The organism is Marinobacterium weihaiense (genome assembly GCF_019061305.1).
Lineage (GTDB): Bacteria > Pseudomonadota > Gammaproteobacteria > Pseudomonadales > Balneatricaceae > Marinobacterium > Marinobacterium weihaiense.
This window is the reverse complement of record NZ_JAHQZT010000012.1, coordinates 23,065-37,663: the sequence shown is the minus strand read 5'-3', so window position 1 is coordinate 37,663 and position 14,599 is coordinate 23,065. Positions and strand designations below refer to the sequence as shown.

Sequence of the window (14,599 nt, the reverse complement as noted above, 5' to 3'; positions counted from 1 at the left end):
GTTATTCAGGTCGGGTATGCGTGCCAAATGCTGTCATGGCCGTATAGAAGATGTTTCACGTGAAACAGTCGGGATCTGTTTCGGCAGTGCCATTGCTGAACGGCGGGCCAAAAAAAGCCCCGCAGTTGCGGGGCTTGTCTTGGAGGGGCTAAGCGCTTAGCCCAGCAGCGAGATATCCGCTACCCCCAGGAAGAGTCGACGCAGACGCTTCAGCAGTGCCAGGCGGTTGGCCCGGATTGCTTCGTCGTCTGCCATTACCATGACGTTGTCGAAGAAGCTGTCGATCACGTCACGCAAACCGGCCAGGCGTTCCAGCGCGGTGCGGTAGTCGCCCTGCTCGAACAGCGGCTGCAGCTCATGCTCGGCCGAAGTCAGCGCGGACGCCAGGGCCTGCTCGGCGGCTTCCTGCAACAGATCGGCATTCACCGCGCTGCTGATATCGCCGCCCTGCTTGCTGAGGATGTTGCTGACGCGCTTATTGGCGGCGGCCAAGGCTTCCGCTTCCGCCAGGTTGCGGAAGTGACTGACGGCGTCGATGCGGCGGTCGAAATCCAGCGGGCTGGTCGGGCGCAGGGCATGGACGGCCAGGAAAGTTTCGGCGCTGATGCCGCGGTCGTCATACCAGGCGCGGAAACGGTCCAGCATGAAGTCGAGCACGCGATCGGCCAGGCCTTCGCTGCCCGGCAGATCGCCGTGCTGTTCGGCGGCCAGGGTCAGCAGCTGATGCAGATCCAGGTCCAACTTGTGCTCGACGATAATGCGCAGCACGCCCAAGGCGGCACGGCGCAGCGCGAACGGGTCCTTGGAGCCGGTCGGCGGCTGGTTGATGCCGAACAGGCCGGTCAGGGTGTCCAGGCGGTCGGCAATCGCCAGGGCGATACCAGTGCGGGTCGCGGGCAGGTCATCACCGGCAAAGCGCGGCAGGTACTGCTCGTTCATCGCCTGGGCAACCTCTTCCGGCTCGCCATCATGCAGTGCATAGTGATAGCCCATCAGGCCCTGGAGTTCGGTGAACTCGAACACCATGTCGGTCATCAGGTCGCACTTGCTCAGCGCTGCGGCGCGACGGGCGTAGCCAGCATCACCGTTGATCAGCTCGGCAATCGACGCCGCCAGGCCTTCGATGCGCTGGGTCTTGTCGAACACGGTGCCCAGCTGCTGCTGGAACACGATCGACTTCAGCTTCTCGATGCGGGCTTCCAGTGGCTGCTTCTTGTCGGTGTCGAAGAAGAAGGCCGCATCCGCCAGGCGCGGACGGATCACCTTCTCGTTGCCTTCGATCACCTGCTGCGGGTCCTTGGACTCGATGTTGGCGACGGTGATGAAGTACGGCATCAGCTTGCCGTCGGCATCCAGGGCGTGGAAGTACTTCTGGTTTTCCTTCATCGACAGAATCAGCGCTTCCGCCGGTACGTCCAGGAAGCGCTCTTCGAAACGACCGGTCAGGGCCACCGGCCACTCGTTCAGTGCGGTGACTTCGTCCAGCAGGTCGTCATCGATCTGGGCCACGCCGCCGATGCGCTCGCCCTCGCGGATCACCTGCTCGCGGATCAGCTCACGGCGCTCGGCGAAATCGGCCATCACCTTGCCGGTTTCCTTCAGCACGCGGGCGTAATCCGCCGGGGCGATCAGCTCGATGTCATGGTTGTAGTGGAAGCGGTGGCCGCGGGTCTTGCGACCGGCTTTCAGGCCGAGGATCTCGGCGTCAACCACCTCATCACCCAGCAGCATGCACAGCCATTTAACCGGACGTACAAATTCTGTGCGCGAGGCACCCCAGCGCATGCGCTTGGGGATCGGCAGCTTGTTCAGGGATTCGGTAACAATGCCCGGCAGCAGAGAGGCTGTGCTCTGCCCCTGCTCGACGCCACGGTAAACGTAGTAGCTGCCCTTGGGCGTTTCCATCACGTCCAGCTGGTCGATGTCGACACCGCAGGAGCCGGCAAAGCCCTGTACCGCCTTTTCGGGTGCCTGGGTGGCCGGGCCGCGCTTTTCGATCGGGCGATCCGGCTGTTGCAGCTGGATACCGCTGAGCAATACGGCCAGACGACGGGGTGCGGCGTAGGGACGCGCCTCGGCATAGCCGATACCGGCGGCGTCCAGACCGGCGGTGATGCCATTGAGGAAGGCGCCGGACAGGGTCTTCAGCGCCTTGGGCGGCAGCTCTTCGGTGCCGAGTTCTACCAGAAAATCGTGCTGGGACATTACTTATCCTCCTCGCAGGCAGCCAGAACTTCTGCCCGAATCGCTTCAGGGGCCATCGGGAAACCAAGGGCACGACGCGCCTCGAAATAGGCATGGGCCACGTCGCGGGCCAGGGTGCGCACACGCAGGATGTAGCGCTGGCGCTCGGTCACGGAGATGGCGTGACGGGCATCCAGCAGGTTGAAGGTGTGCGATGCCTTGAGCACCATTTCATAGGCCGGCAGCGGCAGGTTGGCGGCGAGCAGTTTTTGGCACTCGGCTTCGTAGTGATCGAAGTTGGTGAACAGTGCCGGGACATCGGCGTGTTCGAAGTTGTAGGTCGACATCTCCACTTCGTTCTGGTGGAAGACATCCCCATAGGTCACTTCGCTGCCGTCCGGGTGGCGGGCCCAGACCAGATCGTAGACGCTGTCCACGTTCTGGATATACATGGCGATACGCTCAAGACCGTAGGTGATCTCGCCGGTGACCGGGTAACATTCCAGACCGCCGGCCTGCTGGAAGTAGGTAAACTGGGTCACTTCCATGCCGTTGAGCCAGACTTCCCAGCCCAGGCCCCAGGCACCGAGGGTCGGTGATTCCCAGTTGTCTTCGACAAAGCGCACATCATGCACGCCCAGGTCGATGCCCAAACGTTCCAGGGAACCCAGGTAGAGTTCCTGAATGTTATCGGGCGAAGGCTTGAGTACAGTCTGGAACTGGTAGTAGTGCTGCAGGCGGTTGGGGTTTTCGCCATAGCGGCCATCGGTGGGACGGCGGCTGGGCTGCACATAGGCGGAGCGCCAGGTTTCGGGGCCGATGGCCCGCAGGAAGGTACAGGGGTGGAAGGTACCGGCACCCACCTCCAGGTCCAGTGGCTGCACGATGACACAGCCCTGTTCGGCCCAGTATTGCTGCAGGGCCAGGATCAGTCCCTGGAATGTGCTAACGTCTGGAGTCACCTTGTCAGTCACGGAAATCACCATTGCTGTTGAATGTGGTCGAAATAGGAGCAGAATTATACATGACAGCGGCCTGAATGCCCCCTCCCCGCTTGACCCGGCGGCATCTTTCTGGCCGTCGGAGGCCATCGCTTACGCCCGGCGCTCGGTCTGACTATAATCAGGGGCCTGTACCGGATGGATGGAGAAAACCGTGAAGCTGATCAAGTCATTGCTGGCCGTTGCCCTGCTGGGGTTGCTGGCGCTGTTGCCGTTGAGTCTGTCACAGCGGCTGGGGCACCGCCTGGGCAACCGTTACTGGCGCAAGGGGGATGCCGCCAAGATGACCCGGCAGACACGGCGCAACGTCAACGCCTGCTTTCCCGAATGGAGCGAATCCGAGCGTGAGGCACTGGCCCGTGCCAGCCTGCAGCAGACCGGCTGCTCGTTGTGCGAGATGGGCATGGCCTGGCTGTGGCCGGCCGAGCGCACATTGAAAAAGGTGCGTCAGGTGCACAACGAAGCGCTGCTTGCCGAGGCGATTGATGCGGGCAAGGGGGTGATTCTGATCGCGCCGCACCTGGGCAACTGGGAAGTGCTCAATCTCTACCTATCGGCCCACTACCCCTTTACCGCCATGTACAAGCCGCCGCAGATGAAGCTGATGGACGACTTGATCAAGCGCATGCGTGCCCGGCTGGGCACACGCATGGCACCGGCCGATACGCGTGGCGTGCGCATGGTGATGAAGGCACTCCGGCGTGGCGAGATGGTCGGGATCCTGCCGGATCAGGAACCGGATCGCAGCGGTGGCATCCATGTGCCTTTCTTCGGCGTCCAGGCGCTGACCATGAAGCTGCTGCCGCAGCTGGCGGCACAGACCGGTGCGGTGGTGGTCTGCGGCTATGCCGAGCGCCTGCCCGATGCACAGGGCTTCGACTTGCACTTCGTAGCGGCGGATGAGCAGATTAACAGCCGCGATCTGGAGGCGGCGGCAGCGGCCATGAACCGGTCGGTGGAGACCTGTGTCCGTGCCCTGCCGGAGCAGTATCAGTGGGAATACCGCCGTTTCAGCACCCGTCCCGAAGGCGCACCTCGTTTCTACAGCTAGGGTGCTGCCGCCTCAGCGGCGCCAGAAGGCCGGAGTGAACAGTACCAGCATGGTGAAGACTTCCAGACGCCCCAGCAGCATGGCAAAGCAGAGAATCCACTTGGCGGTCGGGTTGAGGCCGCCAAAGTGGGCCGCCACCTCGCCCAGCCCCGGGCCCAGGTTGTTCAGCGTGGCGCCCACCGCCGACCAGGCCGTGACCTGATCCAGACCGGTGGCCAGCAGCGCGATCAGCATCACCACGAAGACGATCAGGTATACCGAGAAGAAGCCCCAGACCGCCTGCAGAATGCGGTCGGGAATCGGCCGCAACCCCAGCTTGACCGGGATCACCGCATTGGGGTGGATCAGGCGCAGAATCTCGCGGTAGCCCTGCTTGAGGATCAGCAGGACCCGGATCGCCTTCATGCCCCCTGCCGTGGAGCTGGCGCAGCCGCCGACAAACGCCAGCACGAACAGCATGAACGGCAGCATGGCCGGCCAGTGGGCGAAATCGGCGGTAGCAAAGCCGGTGGTGGTCGCCACTGACACCACCATGAAGGCGGCCCGGCGCAGGGATTCCACCGCCGGATAGGTATCGGTCATCACCAGCACGAACATCGACAGCAGCGTGATCAGCCCCAGCAGTGACAGGTAGAACTTTACCTCGGGGTCCTGCAGGTAATGCAGCAGCGTGTGGTTGCGCCAGGCGAAGAAATGCAGTCCGAAGTTGATGCCGGCCACCACCATGAAGAAGATGCCGATCGCCTCGATGGCGGCACTGTCAAAATAGCCGATGCTGGCATCATGAGTGGAGAAGCCGCCGATGGCCACGGTGGAGAAGCTGTGGCCAATGGCGTCGAAGGGGGTCATGCCGGCCAGCCAGTAGGCCAGTGCGCAGGCGACGGTCAGCGACAGGTAGATGTACCAGAGTGCCTTGGCGGTTTCGGTGATACGCGGCGTCAGCTTGTTGTCCTTGACCGGCCCCGGCGTTTCGGCCCGGTACAGCTGCATGCCGCCGATGCCGAGCATGGGCAGAATCGCCACCGCCAGCACGATGATCCCCATGCCGCCCAGCCACTGCAGCTGCTGGCGATAATAGAGAATCGAGTGTGGCAAGCTGTCCAGGCCGGTCATGACCGTGGCCCCGGTAGTGGTCAGCCCGGAAATCGACTCGAATACCGCATCCACCGCCGATAGGCCGGGCTCCTCGGCCAGCATCAGCGGCAGCGAACCGAATACGCCCAGCACCGTCCAGAACAGCACGGTGACCAGAAAACCGTCGCGAATACTCAGCTCCTGACGCACCGCATACACCGGGACCCAGATGATGAAGCCGGTCACCAGGGTGATGGCAAAGGCGGTGGCAAAGGCCCAGTGAGTCATGTCCTGATAAAACAGGGAGACCGCCAGGGGCGGCAGCTGGGTAATGCTGAAGATCATCAGCAGGATACCCAGAATGCGCAGGATCACTTGAAAGTGCATCGACAGTGCCTCAGAAAAAGGTCAGGCCGACCTGGAACAGGCGCTCCACTTCCGCAATGCGCCGCTTGTCTACCAGGAACAGGATGACATGGTCGTCGTTTTCGATCACCAGATCGTCATGGGCAATCAGCACCTCGTTGCCGCGGATGATGGCACCGATGGTGGTGCCCGGCGGCAGGTCGATCTCCTCGATGGCGCGCCCGACAACCCGCGAGCTGCGCTTGTCACCGTGAGCGACCGCTTCCAGTGCCTCGGCGGCGCCGCGCCGCAGCGAGTGTACGGCCGCGACGTCGCCGCGGCGCACATGGGTCAACAGCGCGCCGATGGTGGTCTGCTGCGGCGAGATGGCGATATCGATGACGCCGCCCTGCACCAGATCGACATAGGCCGGGTTGTTGATCAGGGTCATCACCGTGCGCGCGCCCAGCCGCTTGGCCAGCATCGAGGCCATGATGTTGGCCTCGTCATCGTTGGTCAGCGCGCAGAACACGTCGGTGTCCTCGATGTTCTCCTCCACCAGCAGATCGCGATCGGAGGCGCTGCCGTGCAGCACGATGGTGTTGTTCAACTCCCGGGCCAGCCAGTTGCAGCGCCCCAGGTCGCGCTCGATCAGCTTGACCTGGTAGTCGTTTTCCAGCGAGCCGGCCAGCCGGGCGCCGATATTGCCGCCGCCGGCGATCATAATGCGCTTGTAGGAGCGGTCCAGTCGGCGCAGTTCGCTCATGACGGCGCGGATGTCGCGCCGGGCGGCAATGAAGAACACCTCGTCATCGGCCTCGATCACCGTATCCCCTTTCGGAATCATGGGATGATCCTGACGGAAGATGGCGGCCACGCGGGTGTCGATGTTGGGCATGTGCGAGCGCAGGAAGGAGATCTCGCGCCCGACCAGCGGACCGCCGTAATAGGCCTTGACCGCAACCAACTGGGCCTGACCCGAGGCAAAGTCGAGCACCTGCAGGGCACCGGGGTACTGGATCATGCGCTTGATGTGCTGGGTTACCAGTTCTTCCGGGCTGATCAGCACGTCCACGGGGATGCCCTTGTCACCGAAGATGGCGTGGTTGCGCTGCAGGTAGTCATGTTCGCGCACGCGGGCGATCTTGGTAGGCACGGTGAATAGGGTGCGGGCGATCTGGCAGGCGATCATGTTGACCTCGTCACTGTTGGTAACGGCAATCAGCATGTCGGCATCCTGAGCGCTGGCCTGCTCCAGGGCGCTGGGATAGGAGGCCTTGCCTTCGATGGTACGGATATCGAGCCGGTCCTGCAGTTCGCGCAGGCGTGCGCTGTCGGTGTCGATGACCGTAATGTCGTTGGCTTCGTTGGCCAGATGCTCGGCCAGCGAGCCGCCGACCTGCCCGGCTCCCAGAATGATGATCTTCATAGGCTCAGGTGTCCGTTGCTTTGCTCAGCACCGCATAATAGAAACCGTCGTGGCCGCCCGGCTGCGGAAACAGCTGGCGCCCGAAGGGACGGGCTTCGCCCCAGGGTGCCTCGATGGGCGCGTGGCGTGCGTCTGCCTGCTGTTTAAGGAAGCGTTCGATGATGCGCTCGTTTTCCTGGCTGAAGATGGAGCAGGTGGCATAGACCAGACGCCCGCCCGGCGGCAGCAGCTGCCAGAGGTTGGCCAGGATGCCCAGCTGTACCTGCGCCAGAGCCGCGATGTCTTCGCCCCGGCGCAACCACTTGATGTCCGGGTGGCGGCGAATGACGCCGGTGCCGCTGCAGGGGGCATCCACCAGAATCCGGTCATAGGGCTGGCCCTGCCACCAGTCGCGGCTGCTGGCATCGGCGGTCAACACCTGGCATTCAAGCTGCAGGTTCAAGCGCTGCAGGTTGTCGGCGATGCGTTGGGCCCGGGCCGGTTCCAGCTCGACGGCGGTGACCGCCTGTAGCTCGGGAGCGACTTCAAGCAGATGACACAGCTTGCCGCCGGGCGCCGCACAGGCATCCAGTACCCGCAGCCCCGGCTGTAGATCAAGCAGTTGGACCGCCAGCTGGGCGGCCTCGTCTTGCACGCTCAGCGCGCCCTGTTCGAACCCGGGCAGTGCGTTGACGTCCATGGCCTGGGCCAGGGTCAGGCCGTCGGCGCTGAAGCGGCAGGTGCTGGCGTCGATGCCGGCCGCATTCAGACGGGCGAGTGCCTGCTCCCGGCTCTGCTGGCGTCGGTTGACACGCAGGGTCAGCGGTGCCTGTTCGTCGTTGGCGGCGAGAATGTGCTGCCAGTGGTCGGGCCAGTTGTGCTGCAGCTTGCTGACGAACCAGTCGGGATGGTTCCACGTGAAACAGGGGTCGTCTGCCAGCTGCTGTTCCAGTGTATCCTGCTCGCGCTGGTAACGGCGCAGCACGGCGTTGAACAGCTTTTTGGCCCAGGGTTTATTCAGGACCAGCGTAGCTTCAACGGTTTCATGCAGGGCGGCATGGGCCGGAATGCGGCTGGACCTGAGCTGCCAGAGGCCGATCAGCAGCAGGGCCTGAAGGTCCATATCCTGCGGTTTGAACGGCTTTTGCAGCAGCTTTTGCGCCAGAGCCTGCAGTCGAAATAGCTCGCGCATGCTGCCATAGCACAGCTGCTGCAGCAGGGCGCGATCCTGCGGCGGACAGTGTGCCAGGGCGTCGGGCAGATGAGTGTTCAGGGAGCCGTGCTGACGCAGCAGCGGCGCCAACACGTCGGCAGCCAGCGCCCGAATGTTGATTGCATCAGCCAAGGCGAACCCCCGGGGCGAAACGGTCTCTGTGGGCATTGAGCAGAGTCTTGACCGGCTGGGCCTTGCCGCCGGGCAGCTGCAGCTGGGTCAGGCGAACACAGCCCTGGCCACAGGCAACGCGCAGGCCGTCCGCGTCGGCAGCGACGATGGTGCCGGGGGCTGCGTCGGCCGCGACGGCGGTCTCCGGTTCGGCCAACCAGACCCGCAGGTTGTCTTCACCCAACCGGGTAAAACAGACCGGCCAGGGATTGAAGCCGCGCACGCGGCGGGCCACGTCTTCCGCGGACAGCGCCCAGTCAATCTGCCCTTCCTGTTTGTCCAGCTTATGGGCATAGGTGGCCTGGTCGTTGTCCTGGGCTTCCGGTGTCAGGGTACCGGAAGCCAGAGGGGCCAGGGTGTCGACCAGCAGCTTGGCGCCGATCGCCGCCAGGCGGTCATGCAGGCTGCCGCTGGTGTCGCCGGCTTCAATAGTGCACTCGGCCTTGCTCAGCATGTCGCCGGTATCCAGTCCGGCATCCATTTGCATGATGGTGATGCCGGTGGTGGCGTCACCCGCCAGCAGCGCGCGGTGGATCGGCGCGGCACCGCGCCAGCGCGGCAGCAGCGAGGCGTGTACGTTGATGCAGCCCAGGCGCGGGGTATCCAGAACGGCCTGTGGCAGCAGCAGTCCATAGGCGACCACGATCATCAGGTCCGCGTTCAGGTCAGCGAGGATCTGCTGCTGTTCGCTATCCTTGAGGCTCAGGGGCTGGTGTACCGGTAGGTCGTGTTGCAGGGCCAGCGCCTTGACCGGACTGGGACGCAGCTTGCGGCCACGGCCGGCAGGCCGGTCCGGCTGGGTATAGACCGCCACCACCTGGTGGTCGCTGGCCAGGACCGCCGCCAGGCTTTCGGCGGCAAATTCCGGGGTGCCGGCAAAGACGATGCGCAGAGGGGTATTACTCATTCAACGAAACTCCATACAAAAACAGGCTTGCCTGCGCAAACCTGTTTCGGAACATGCCGGGTCGATCAGCCCTGGTGCTGGGCTTCAAGCCGGTGCTTTTTCTCCAGCTTGGTACGAATGCGGTTGCGTTTCAGCGCGGTGAGGTAGTCAACGAACAGTTTGCCGTTTAGGTGATCCAGTTCGTGCTGAATGCACACGGCCAGCAGGCCGTCCGCTTCCAGTTCGTAGGGCTTGCCATCCCGGTCCAGCGCCTTGAGCAGAATGCGGTTGGGACGCTCGACCTCTTCATAGTAGCCGGGGACCGACAGACAGCCTTCCTGCATCTGCTCCAGCTCATCCTGCAGCACGGTGTAGGACGGGTTAATCATCACCAGCGGCTCGGTGCCGTCTTCCGACAGGTCGATGGTCACGACTTGCTTGTGCACGTTCACTTGGGTCGCCGCCAGACCGATGCCCGGCGCGTCGTACATGGTCTCGAACATGTCGTCGACCAGTTGGCGGATCTCGTCATCAACCTGTTCAACCGGTTCGGCGATGGTTCTTAGACGCGGATCAGGAAATTCGAGAATATTGAGCTTGGCCATAGGTATCTGCTTTAGCGGACGTTAAAATCCGGCCCTTAGTGGTAAAAAAAATGAACAGCCATCATTATACTGAATAACCTGACTAATGCATTGCTTTGCGGACCTGGAGCACGCGGATGCGGCGGGTTGTCTTAGGCCTAACGTACAAGGGAGCTGAACAATGAGAGGATTGCTGTATGGCGTGGTTGGCGCCTGCCTGATGCTGGCAGGAACGGCAACTGCCGCCGAGCGCGCGGACCGGCTGAAACTGCAGGAAGATCACCCGACCGAATATGTGGTGGTCAAGGGCGATACCCTGTGGGACATATCGGGGCGCTTCCTGCAGACCCCCTGGCGCTGGCCCGAAGTCTGGGAGGTCAATCCTCAGATTGAAAACCCTCACCTGATCTATCCGGGCGACCAGATCTACCTGACCTGGGTCGATGGTCAGCCGCGTCTCAACCTGCGTCGTGGCCTGCGCAAGCTCAGCCCGCAGGTGCGCGTGCAACCGCTGGCGCAGCCGGTACCGGCCATCCCGCTGCGTGACATTGCCAGCTTCCTGAACGATAACCTGGTGACCCAGGATGATGTGCTGCAGTCGGCGCCCTACGTGATCGGCGGTCGTAACGAAAGCATCATTGCCGGCGCCGGTGACCGTGTCTATGCCCGGGGCATGCTGGTTGAGGAAGAGGCCGAGCAGCAGACGCTGTACCGTCCGTCGCGTGAGTACACCCATCCGGTGACCGGCGAGTTCCTCGGTTATGAACTCTACAAGGTGGCAGACGTGTCGGTTGCCTCCGTGGATGGCGATGTGGTCACGCTGGATCTTGATAAGACCCGCGAGGAAGTACGCACCCGCGATCGACTGCTGCCCAGCCAGTCCAAGCGTATCCAGTCCGTATTCCAGCCGCAGCCGGCGCCTGAGGTCGAGAGTGGCGTGATCATCGACGTACTCGGCGGCGTGGCCAAGATCGGCCAGTTTGATGCTGTGGCCTTGAGCGTGGGTGAGTTCGAGGGGGTCGAGCCCGGCCATGTATTCGCCATCTACAAGAAGGGCGAGCAGGTCAAAGACCCGGTCAATGGCGAATTGGTTAACCTGCCGGCCGAGCGTGCCGGTGAGCTGATGGTGTTCAAGATCTTTGACCGTGTCAGCTATGGACTGGTGCTCAATGCGACCAATGTGATTTCGGTGGGTGACGAGCTACGCACCCCCTGATACAAGGAGACCATGTCCATGAGCGATCCAAGGGAGTGGGTCGCTGTCAGTTTGTTACCGGGCCTGGGCCCGGCAACGCTGGCACGACTCCGCCAGGAAGGCGTGGATCTGCCCCGCCTGCTGCGGGCCGAAACCGGCCTGCCACCCCACTGCCGCTTGCGTCCCCAGACACTGGCTGCCCTCCATGACTACCAGCGCCAAGGCGCACTCTATCGCCGGGCAGACGAACTGTTGGCCTATGCCGAGCATGAAGCCCTGCATCTGATAACGTTGTCCGATGCCCGCTATCCCGATCTTCTGCGCCAGATTATCGATCCTCCGGCCCTGCTGTGGGTGCGCGGTGCCCCGGATATACTGTCCCTGCCCCAGCTGGCCCTGGTGGGCAGCCGCAAGGCCAGTCGGGAAGGCTGTCGTCTGGCACATGACTTTGCGGCGGCGTTCAGCCGTGCCGGCGTGATCCCGGTCAGTGGGCTGGCGTTGGGAATCGATGCCGCCGCTCACCAGGCCTGCGTCAAACTGGGGCAGCCGACGGTGGCGGTGATCGGCACCGGCATCGATCAGGTATATCCGCGCCGCCACCAGGCGCTTGCGGCTGACATCGTTGCTCAGGGCGGTGCCCTGGTGTCCGAGTACCCGCCCAGGACGCCACCACTGTCGGCCAACTTTCCCCGCCGCAACCGCATCATCAGTGGTCTGTCGCTGGGTACGCTGGTGGTGGAAGCTGCGCTGCGCAGCGGTTCGTTGATCACGGCACGACAGGCCCTGGAGCAGGGGCGTGAGGTGTTTGCCATTCCCGGCTCGATTCACAACCCGGTCAGCCGGGGTTGCCATGCCCTGATTCGGGAGGGGGCTACGCTGGTGGAGCAGGTTGACCAGATTATTGAACAGCTGGGGCCGTTACTGGGCTGTCTGAGTCCTGCCGAGGTGGCGCCGGGGCCGGCTGATGTCGCAGAGACGGATGACCCGCTGCTGCGGCAGATTCCCTTTGACAGCGTCTGGCTGGACCAGCTGGCGACCGAGCTGGCACTGCCGGTGGCCGAACTGCAGGCCGGGCTGATGCTGCTGCAGCTGGAAGGCCGCATCGAGCTGAGCGGCTCACGCGTGCGCCGGCTGCGCTAGGATGAGGAAGGTGGGGAATTTTCGTCCACCGCTTGCTATAATTGCGCCCTTTCCTTTTTTCCGGCCCGGCCGGAAGCCAGACCGTACGTGTGGTGGCGGCGCCCTGCCCTGCTGCGCAGTCAGAGTGATGACGGGAGTAACAGATGAGTGCAAAAGTGGCGATCGTGATGGGTTCGCGTTCGGATTGGCCCACCATGGAGGAAGCGGCCGGAATTCTTGACACCCTGGGCGTCGAGTACCACACCGAAGTGGTCTCCGCACACCGTACACCGGACAAGATGTTTCGGTTCGCCGAGCAGGCCGCCGACAACGGTTTCAAGGTGATCATCGCCGGTGCCGGCGGGGCTGCCCATCTGCCGGGTATGATCGCGGCCAAGACCCTGGTGCCGGTACTGGGCGTGCCGGTACAGAGCAAGGCGCTGAACGGTCAGGACAGCATGCTGTCGATCCTGCAGATGCCGCGTGGCGTGCCGGTCGGCACCCTGGCCATCGGCGGTGCCGGTGCCTTCAACGCCGGTCTCTTGGCGGCGCAGATGCTGGCCACCGAAGACAAGGCGCTGGCGCAGACCCTGGCCGACTGGCGTCAGGCCCAGACCCAGACCGTTCTTGATAATCCCGATCCGCGAGGTTGATTGCCATGCTGCCACGAATCGTCGTCGCCGGTAACGGCCAGCTGGGCCAGATGCTGCAGCAGGCCGGTGCGCCGCTGCAGCTGGACGTGATGCCTGTTGATCCCAATGGCGATATCGAGCTGGGTCTGCGCCCGGACGATGTGATCACCGTCGAGATCGAACACTGGTCCGACAGTGTCAGCGGTCTGCAGCTGAAGCAGCACCCGAATTTCCGCAACGCCGAGGCCCTGTACGCGGTGATCGACCGTCAGCGCCAGAAAGCGTTGCTGGATCGCCTGCAGGTGCCGACCTCGCCCTGGGTCAGCCTGGAAGAGGGTGATCTGACATCCCAGTTGGAATCCGTGGCCGACAAGGTGATCGTCAAGCGCCGTCGCGGCGGTTACGACGGTCGCGGTCAGTGGCGCTGGCAGAAAGGCGACCAGCCCGAAGCCGAGTGGGCCGGTGAATGCATCGCCGAGGCGATGATCCCGTTCAGCCACGAAGTCTCTTTGGTCGGCGCGCGTAACGCGGCCGGTGAAAAGGTGTTCTACCCGCTGACCCGCAATTGGCACGAAAACGGCATCCTGCGCGCCAGCGTAGCCAATCTGCCGGTGCCGGCCGAGCAGCAGCAGAATGCCGAGGAGTGGCTGGGGCGTATCATGGATGACGAAGGCTACATCGGCGTGATGGCGATGGAGTGTTTCGTGGTTGATGGCAAGTTGCTGGTCAACGAACTGGCGCCGCGCGTACACAACTCCGGTCACTGGACCCAAGAAGGCTCGGCGATCAGCCAGTTCCAGCTGCACCTGCGGGCGCTGGCCGACCTGCCCCTGATCACGCCGCCGGTCGATGGCGTATCGGTGATGTACAACCTGCTGGGACGCAACTGGCAGCCCGAGTGGCTGCAGGTGCCGGGTGTGCATGTGCACTGGTACGGCAAGGAGATCCGTCCGGGCCGCAAGGTCGGACACGTCAATATCTGCCGGGCCAATACTGCGGAACTGATCGACAGCCTGAAGGCGTTGCAGACACTGGTCGATGAGGCCGACAAGGTGGTATTCGACTGGAGTATCGCCCAGCTGGAGGCCTAGGTCTCCGTGCGCCTTTCGGAGCGGCACTGAACGGGGGCCGCTCCTCCCTTCCCTTCTGTTTTTTCGCGGTGGTATGCGCATGAATCACTGGCAAATCAAGGAAGCGGTTCGCTGTATCAACAACGGTGGTGTTATCGCCTACCCGACCGAGGCGGTCTGGGGGCTGGGGTGCGACCCTTACAGCCGTCAGGCGGTACAGCGCCTGCTGGCGCTGAAACGGCGGCCTGAACACAAGGGGCTGATCCTGGTGGCGGCCCATGAAGACCAGATCGCTCCCCTGCTGGCGCCGTTGAGCGATGAACAGCGCCAGCGTCTGAGCGAGACCTGGCCCGGCCCCAATACCTGGCTGCTGCCGGACCCCAAGAACCTGATCCCGCGCTGGGTGAAGGGCTGCCACAGTCAGGTGGCGGTCAGAGTCAGTGCGCATCCGCTGGTACAGGCGCTCTGCCGGGAGTACGGTGGACCGCTGGTGTCCACTTCAGCCAATCGCAGTGCCGCAGAGCCGGCAAAGTCAAAACTGAAAGTCAGTGCTTACTTCGGTGCCAGCCTTGATTTTATATTGCCGGGTGAGTTGGGTGGCCTGAATAAGCCTACCGTGATTCGTAACATCATGGATATGCAAACCATACGGGCGTAGTAAGTATT

Annotated in this window: 13 protein-coding genes; 6 read left to right on the top strand and 7 right to left on the bottom strand. The window is 63.1% G+C overall.

The window, feature by feature from the left end; translation table 11 throughout:
* Nucleotides 1-156 precede the first annotated feature (156 nt).
* Both glyS and glyQ read right to left on the bottom strand, forming a co-directional pair.
* Complete coding sequence (gene glyS, locus KTN04_RS10550; RefSeq protein WP_217335200.1) at nucleotides 157-2,205, bottom strand: glycine--tRNA ligase subunit beta; 2,049 nt, start codon at nucleotides 2,203-2,205, stop codon at nucleotides 157-159.
* Complete coding sequence (glyQ, locus tag KTN04_RS10545; RefSeq protein ID WP_217335199.1) at nucleotides 2,205-3,170, bottom strand: glycine--tRNA ligase subunit alpha; 966 nt, start codon at nucleotides 3,168-3,170, stop codon at nucleotides 2,205-2,207. Before glyQ ends, glyS begins: the two co-directional genes overlap by 1 nt.
* A 169-nt stretch (nucleotides 3,171-3,339) precedes the next feature.
* Between glyQ and KTN04_RS10540 the strand changes: the two genes are divergently transcribed.
* Nucleotides 3,340-4,236 (top strand): lysophospholipid acyltransferase family protein, encoded by an 897-nt coding sequence (locus KTN04_RS10540; protein WP_217335198.1) that lies wholly within the window; start codon nucleotides 3,340-3,342, stop codon nucleotides 4,234-4,236.
* A 12-nt stretch (nucleotides 4,237-4,248) separates the two neighbouring features.
* Here KTN04_RS10540 and KTN04_RS10535 read toward each other — a convergent pair whose 3' ends face one another.
* The 5 genes from KTN04_RS10535 to def all read right to left on the bottom strand — a co-directional run bounded on the left by KTN04_RS10535 (nucleotide 4,249) and on the right by def (nucleotide 9,938).
* Nucleotides 4,249-5,697 carry a TrkH family potassium uptake protein gene (locus KTN04_RS10535; protein ID WP_217335197.1) on the bottom strand — a complete coding sequence of 483 codons (1,449 nt, stop codon included), beginning with the start codon at nucleotides 5,695-5,697 and terminating at the stop codon, nucleotides 4,249-4,251.
* Nucleotides 5,698-5,707: 10 nt separating this feature from the next.
* Nucleotides 5,708-7,084: a Trk system potassium transporter TrkA gene (gene trkA, locus KTN04_RS10530; protein WP_217335196.1), complete on the bottom strand. Its 1,377-nt coding sequence runs from the start codon at nucleotides 7,082-7,084 to the stop codon at nucleotides 5,708-5,710.
* Nucleotides 7,085-7,088: 4 nt separating this feature from the next.
* Nucleotides 7,089-8,408 (bottom strand): 16S rRNA (cytosine(967)-C(5))-methyltransferase RsmB, encoded by a 1,320-nt coding sequence (gene rsmB / locus KTN04_RS10525; protein ID WP_254262500.1) that lies wholly within the window; start codon nucleotides 8,406-8,408, stop codon nucleotides 7,089-7,091.
* Complete coding sequence (gene fmt, locus KTN04_RS10520; protein ID WP_217335194.1) at nucleotides 8,401-9,354, bottom strand: methionyl-tRNA formyltransferase; 954 nt, start codon at nucleotides 9,352-9,354, stop codon at nucleotides 8,401-8,403. The genes rsmB and fmt overlap by 8 nt, the downstream gene beginning before the upstream one ends.
* Before the next feature lie 65 nt (nucleotides 9,355-9,419).
* The gene (gene def, locus KTN04_RS10515) at nucleotides 9,420-9,938 is read right to left on the bottom strand and encodes a peptide deformylase (RefSeq protein ID WP_217335193.1); all 519 of its coding nucleotides are present in this window, start codon (nucleotides 9,936-9,938) and stop codon (nucleotides 9,420-9,422) included.
* 160 nt (nucleotides 9,939-10,098) lie between these two features.
* Between def and KTN04_RS10510 the strand changes: the two genes are divergently transcribed.
* The 5 genes from KTN04_RS10510 to KTN04_RS10490 all read left to right on the top strand — a co-directional run bounded on the left by KTN04_RS10510 (nucleotide 10,099) and on the right by KTN04_RS10490 (nucleotide 14,591).
* Nucleotides 10,099-11,133, top strand: coding sequence for a LysM peptidoglycan-binding domain-containing protein (locus tag KTN04_RS10510; protein ID WP_217335192.1), 1,035 nt, complete (start codon nucleotides 10,099-10,101; stop codon nucleotides 11,131-11,133).
* An 18-nt stretch (nucleotides 11,134-11,151) separates the two neighbouring features.
* A complete protein-coding gene (dprA, locus tag KTN04_RS10505; protein WP_217335191.1) occupies nucleotides 11,152-12,252 on the top strand; it encodes a DNA-processing protein DprA in 1,101 nt (366 codons plus the stop codon).
* 143 nt (nucleotides 12,253-12,395) lie between these two features.
* Nucleotides 12,396-12,884: a 5-(carboxyamino)imidazole ribonucleotide mutase gene (gene purE, locus KTN04_RS10500; protein WP_217335190.1), complete on the top strand. Its 489-nt coding sequence runs from the start codon at nucleotides 12,396-12,398 to the stop codon at nucleotides 12,882-12,884.
* Between the two features lie 5 nt (nucleotides 12,885-12,889).
* On the top strand, nucleotides 12,890-13,954 hold the full coding sequence (gene purK / locus KTN04_RS10495; protein WP_217335189.1) for a 5-(carboxyamino)imidazole ribonucleotide synthase: 1,065 nt from the start codon (nucleotides 12,890-12,892) through the stop codon (nucleotides 13,952-13,954).
* Nucleotides 13,955-14,033: 79 nt separating this feature from the next.
* Nucleotides 14,034-14,591: an L-threonylcarbamoyladenylate synthase gene (locus KTN04_RS10490; protein ID WP_217335188.1), complete on the top strand. Its 558-nt coding sequence runs from the start codon at nucleotides 14,034-14,036 to the stop codon at nucleotides 14,589-14,591.
* Nucleotides 14,592-14,599 lie beyond the last annotated feature (8 nt).

What these genes read in the sequence shown, in the direction of transcription:
- purE (WP_217335190.1), top strand. Translation starts at nt 12,396, where the DNA reads ATGAGTGCAAAAGTGGCGATCGTGATGGGTTCGCGTTCGGATTGGCCC.
- purK (WP_217335189.1), top strand. Translation starts at nt 12,890, where the DNA reads ATGCTGCCACGAATCGTCGTCGCCGGTAACGGCCAGCTGGGCCAGATG.
- KTN04_RS10510 (WP_217335192.1), top strand. Translation starts at nt 10,099, where the DNA reads ATGAGAGGATTGCTGTATGGCGTGGTTGGCGCCTGCCTGATGCTGGCA.
- trkA (WP_217335196.1), bottom strand. Translation starts at nt 7,084, where the DNA reads ATGAAGATCATCATTCTGGGAGCCGGGCAGGTCGGCGGCTCGCTGGCC.
- fmt (WP_217335194.1), bottom strand. Translation starts at nt 9,354, where the DNA reads ATGAGTAATACCCCTCTGCGCATCGTCTTTGCCGGCACCCCGGAATTT.
- glyS (WP_217335200.1), bottom strand. Translation starts at nt 2,205, where the DNA reads ATGTCCCAGCACGATTTTCTGGTAGAACTCGGCACCGAAGAGCTGCCG.
- def (WP_217335193.1), bottom strand. Translation starts at nt 9,938, where the DNA reads ATGGCCAAGCTCAATATTCTCGAATTTCCTGATCCGCGTCTAAGAACC.
- dprA (WP_217335191.1), top strand. Translation starts at nt 11,152, where the DNA reads ATGAGCGATCCAAGGGAGTGGGTCGCTGTCAGTTTGTTACCGGGCCTG.
- glyQ (WP_217335199.1), bottom strand. Translation starts at nt 3,170, where the DNA reads ATGGTGATTTCCGTGACTGACAAGGTGACTCCAGACGTTAGCACATTC.
- KTN04_RS10535 (WP_217335197.1), bottom strand. Translation starts at nt 5,697, where the DNA reads ATGCACTTTCAAGTGATCCTGCGCATTCTGGGTATCCTGCTGATGATC.
- KTN04_RS10490 (WP_217335188.1), top strand. Translation starts at nt 14,034, where the DNA reads ATGAATCACTGGCAAATCAAGGAAGCGGTTCGCTGTATCAACAACGGT.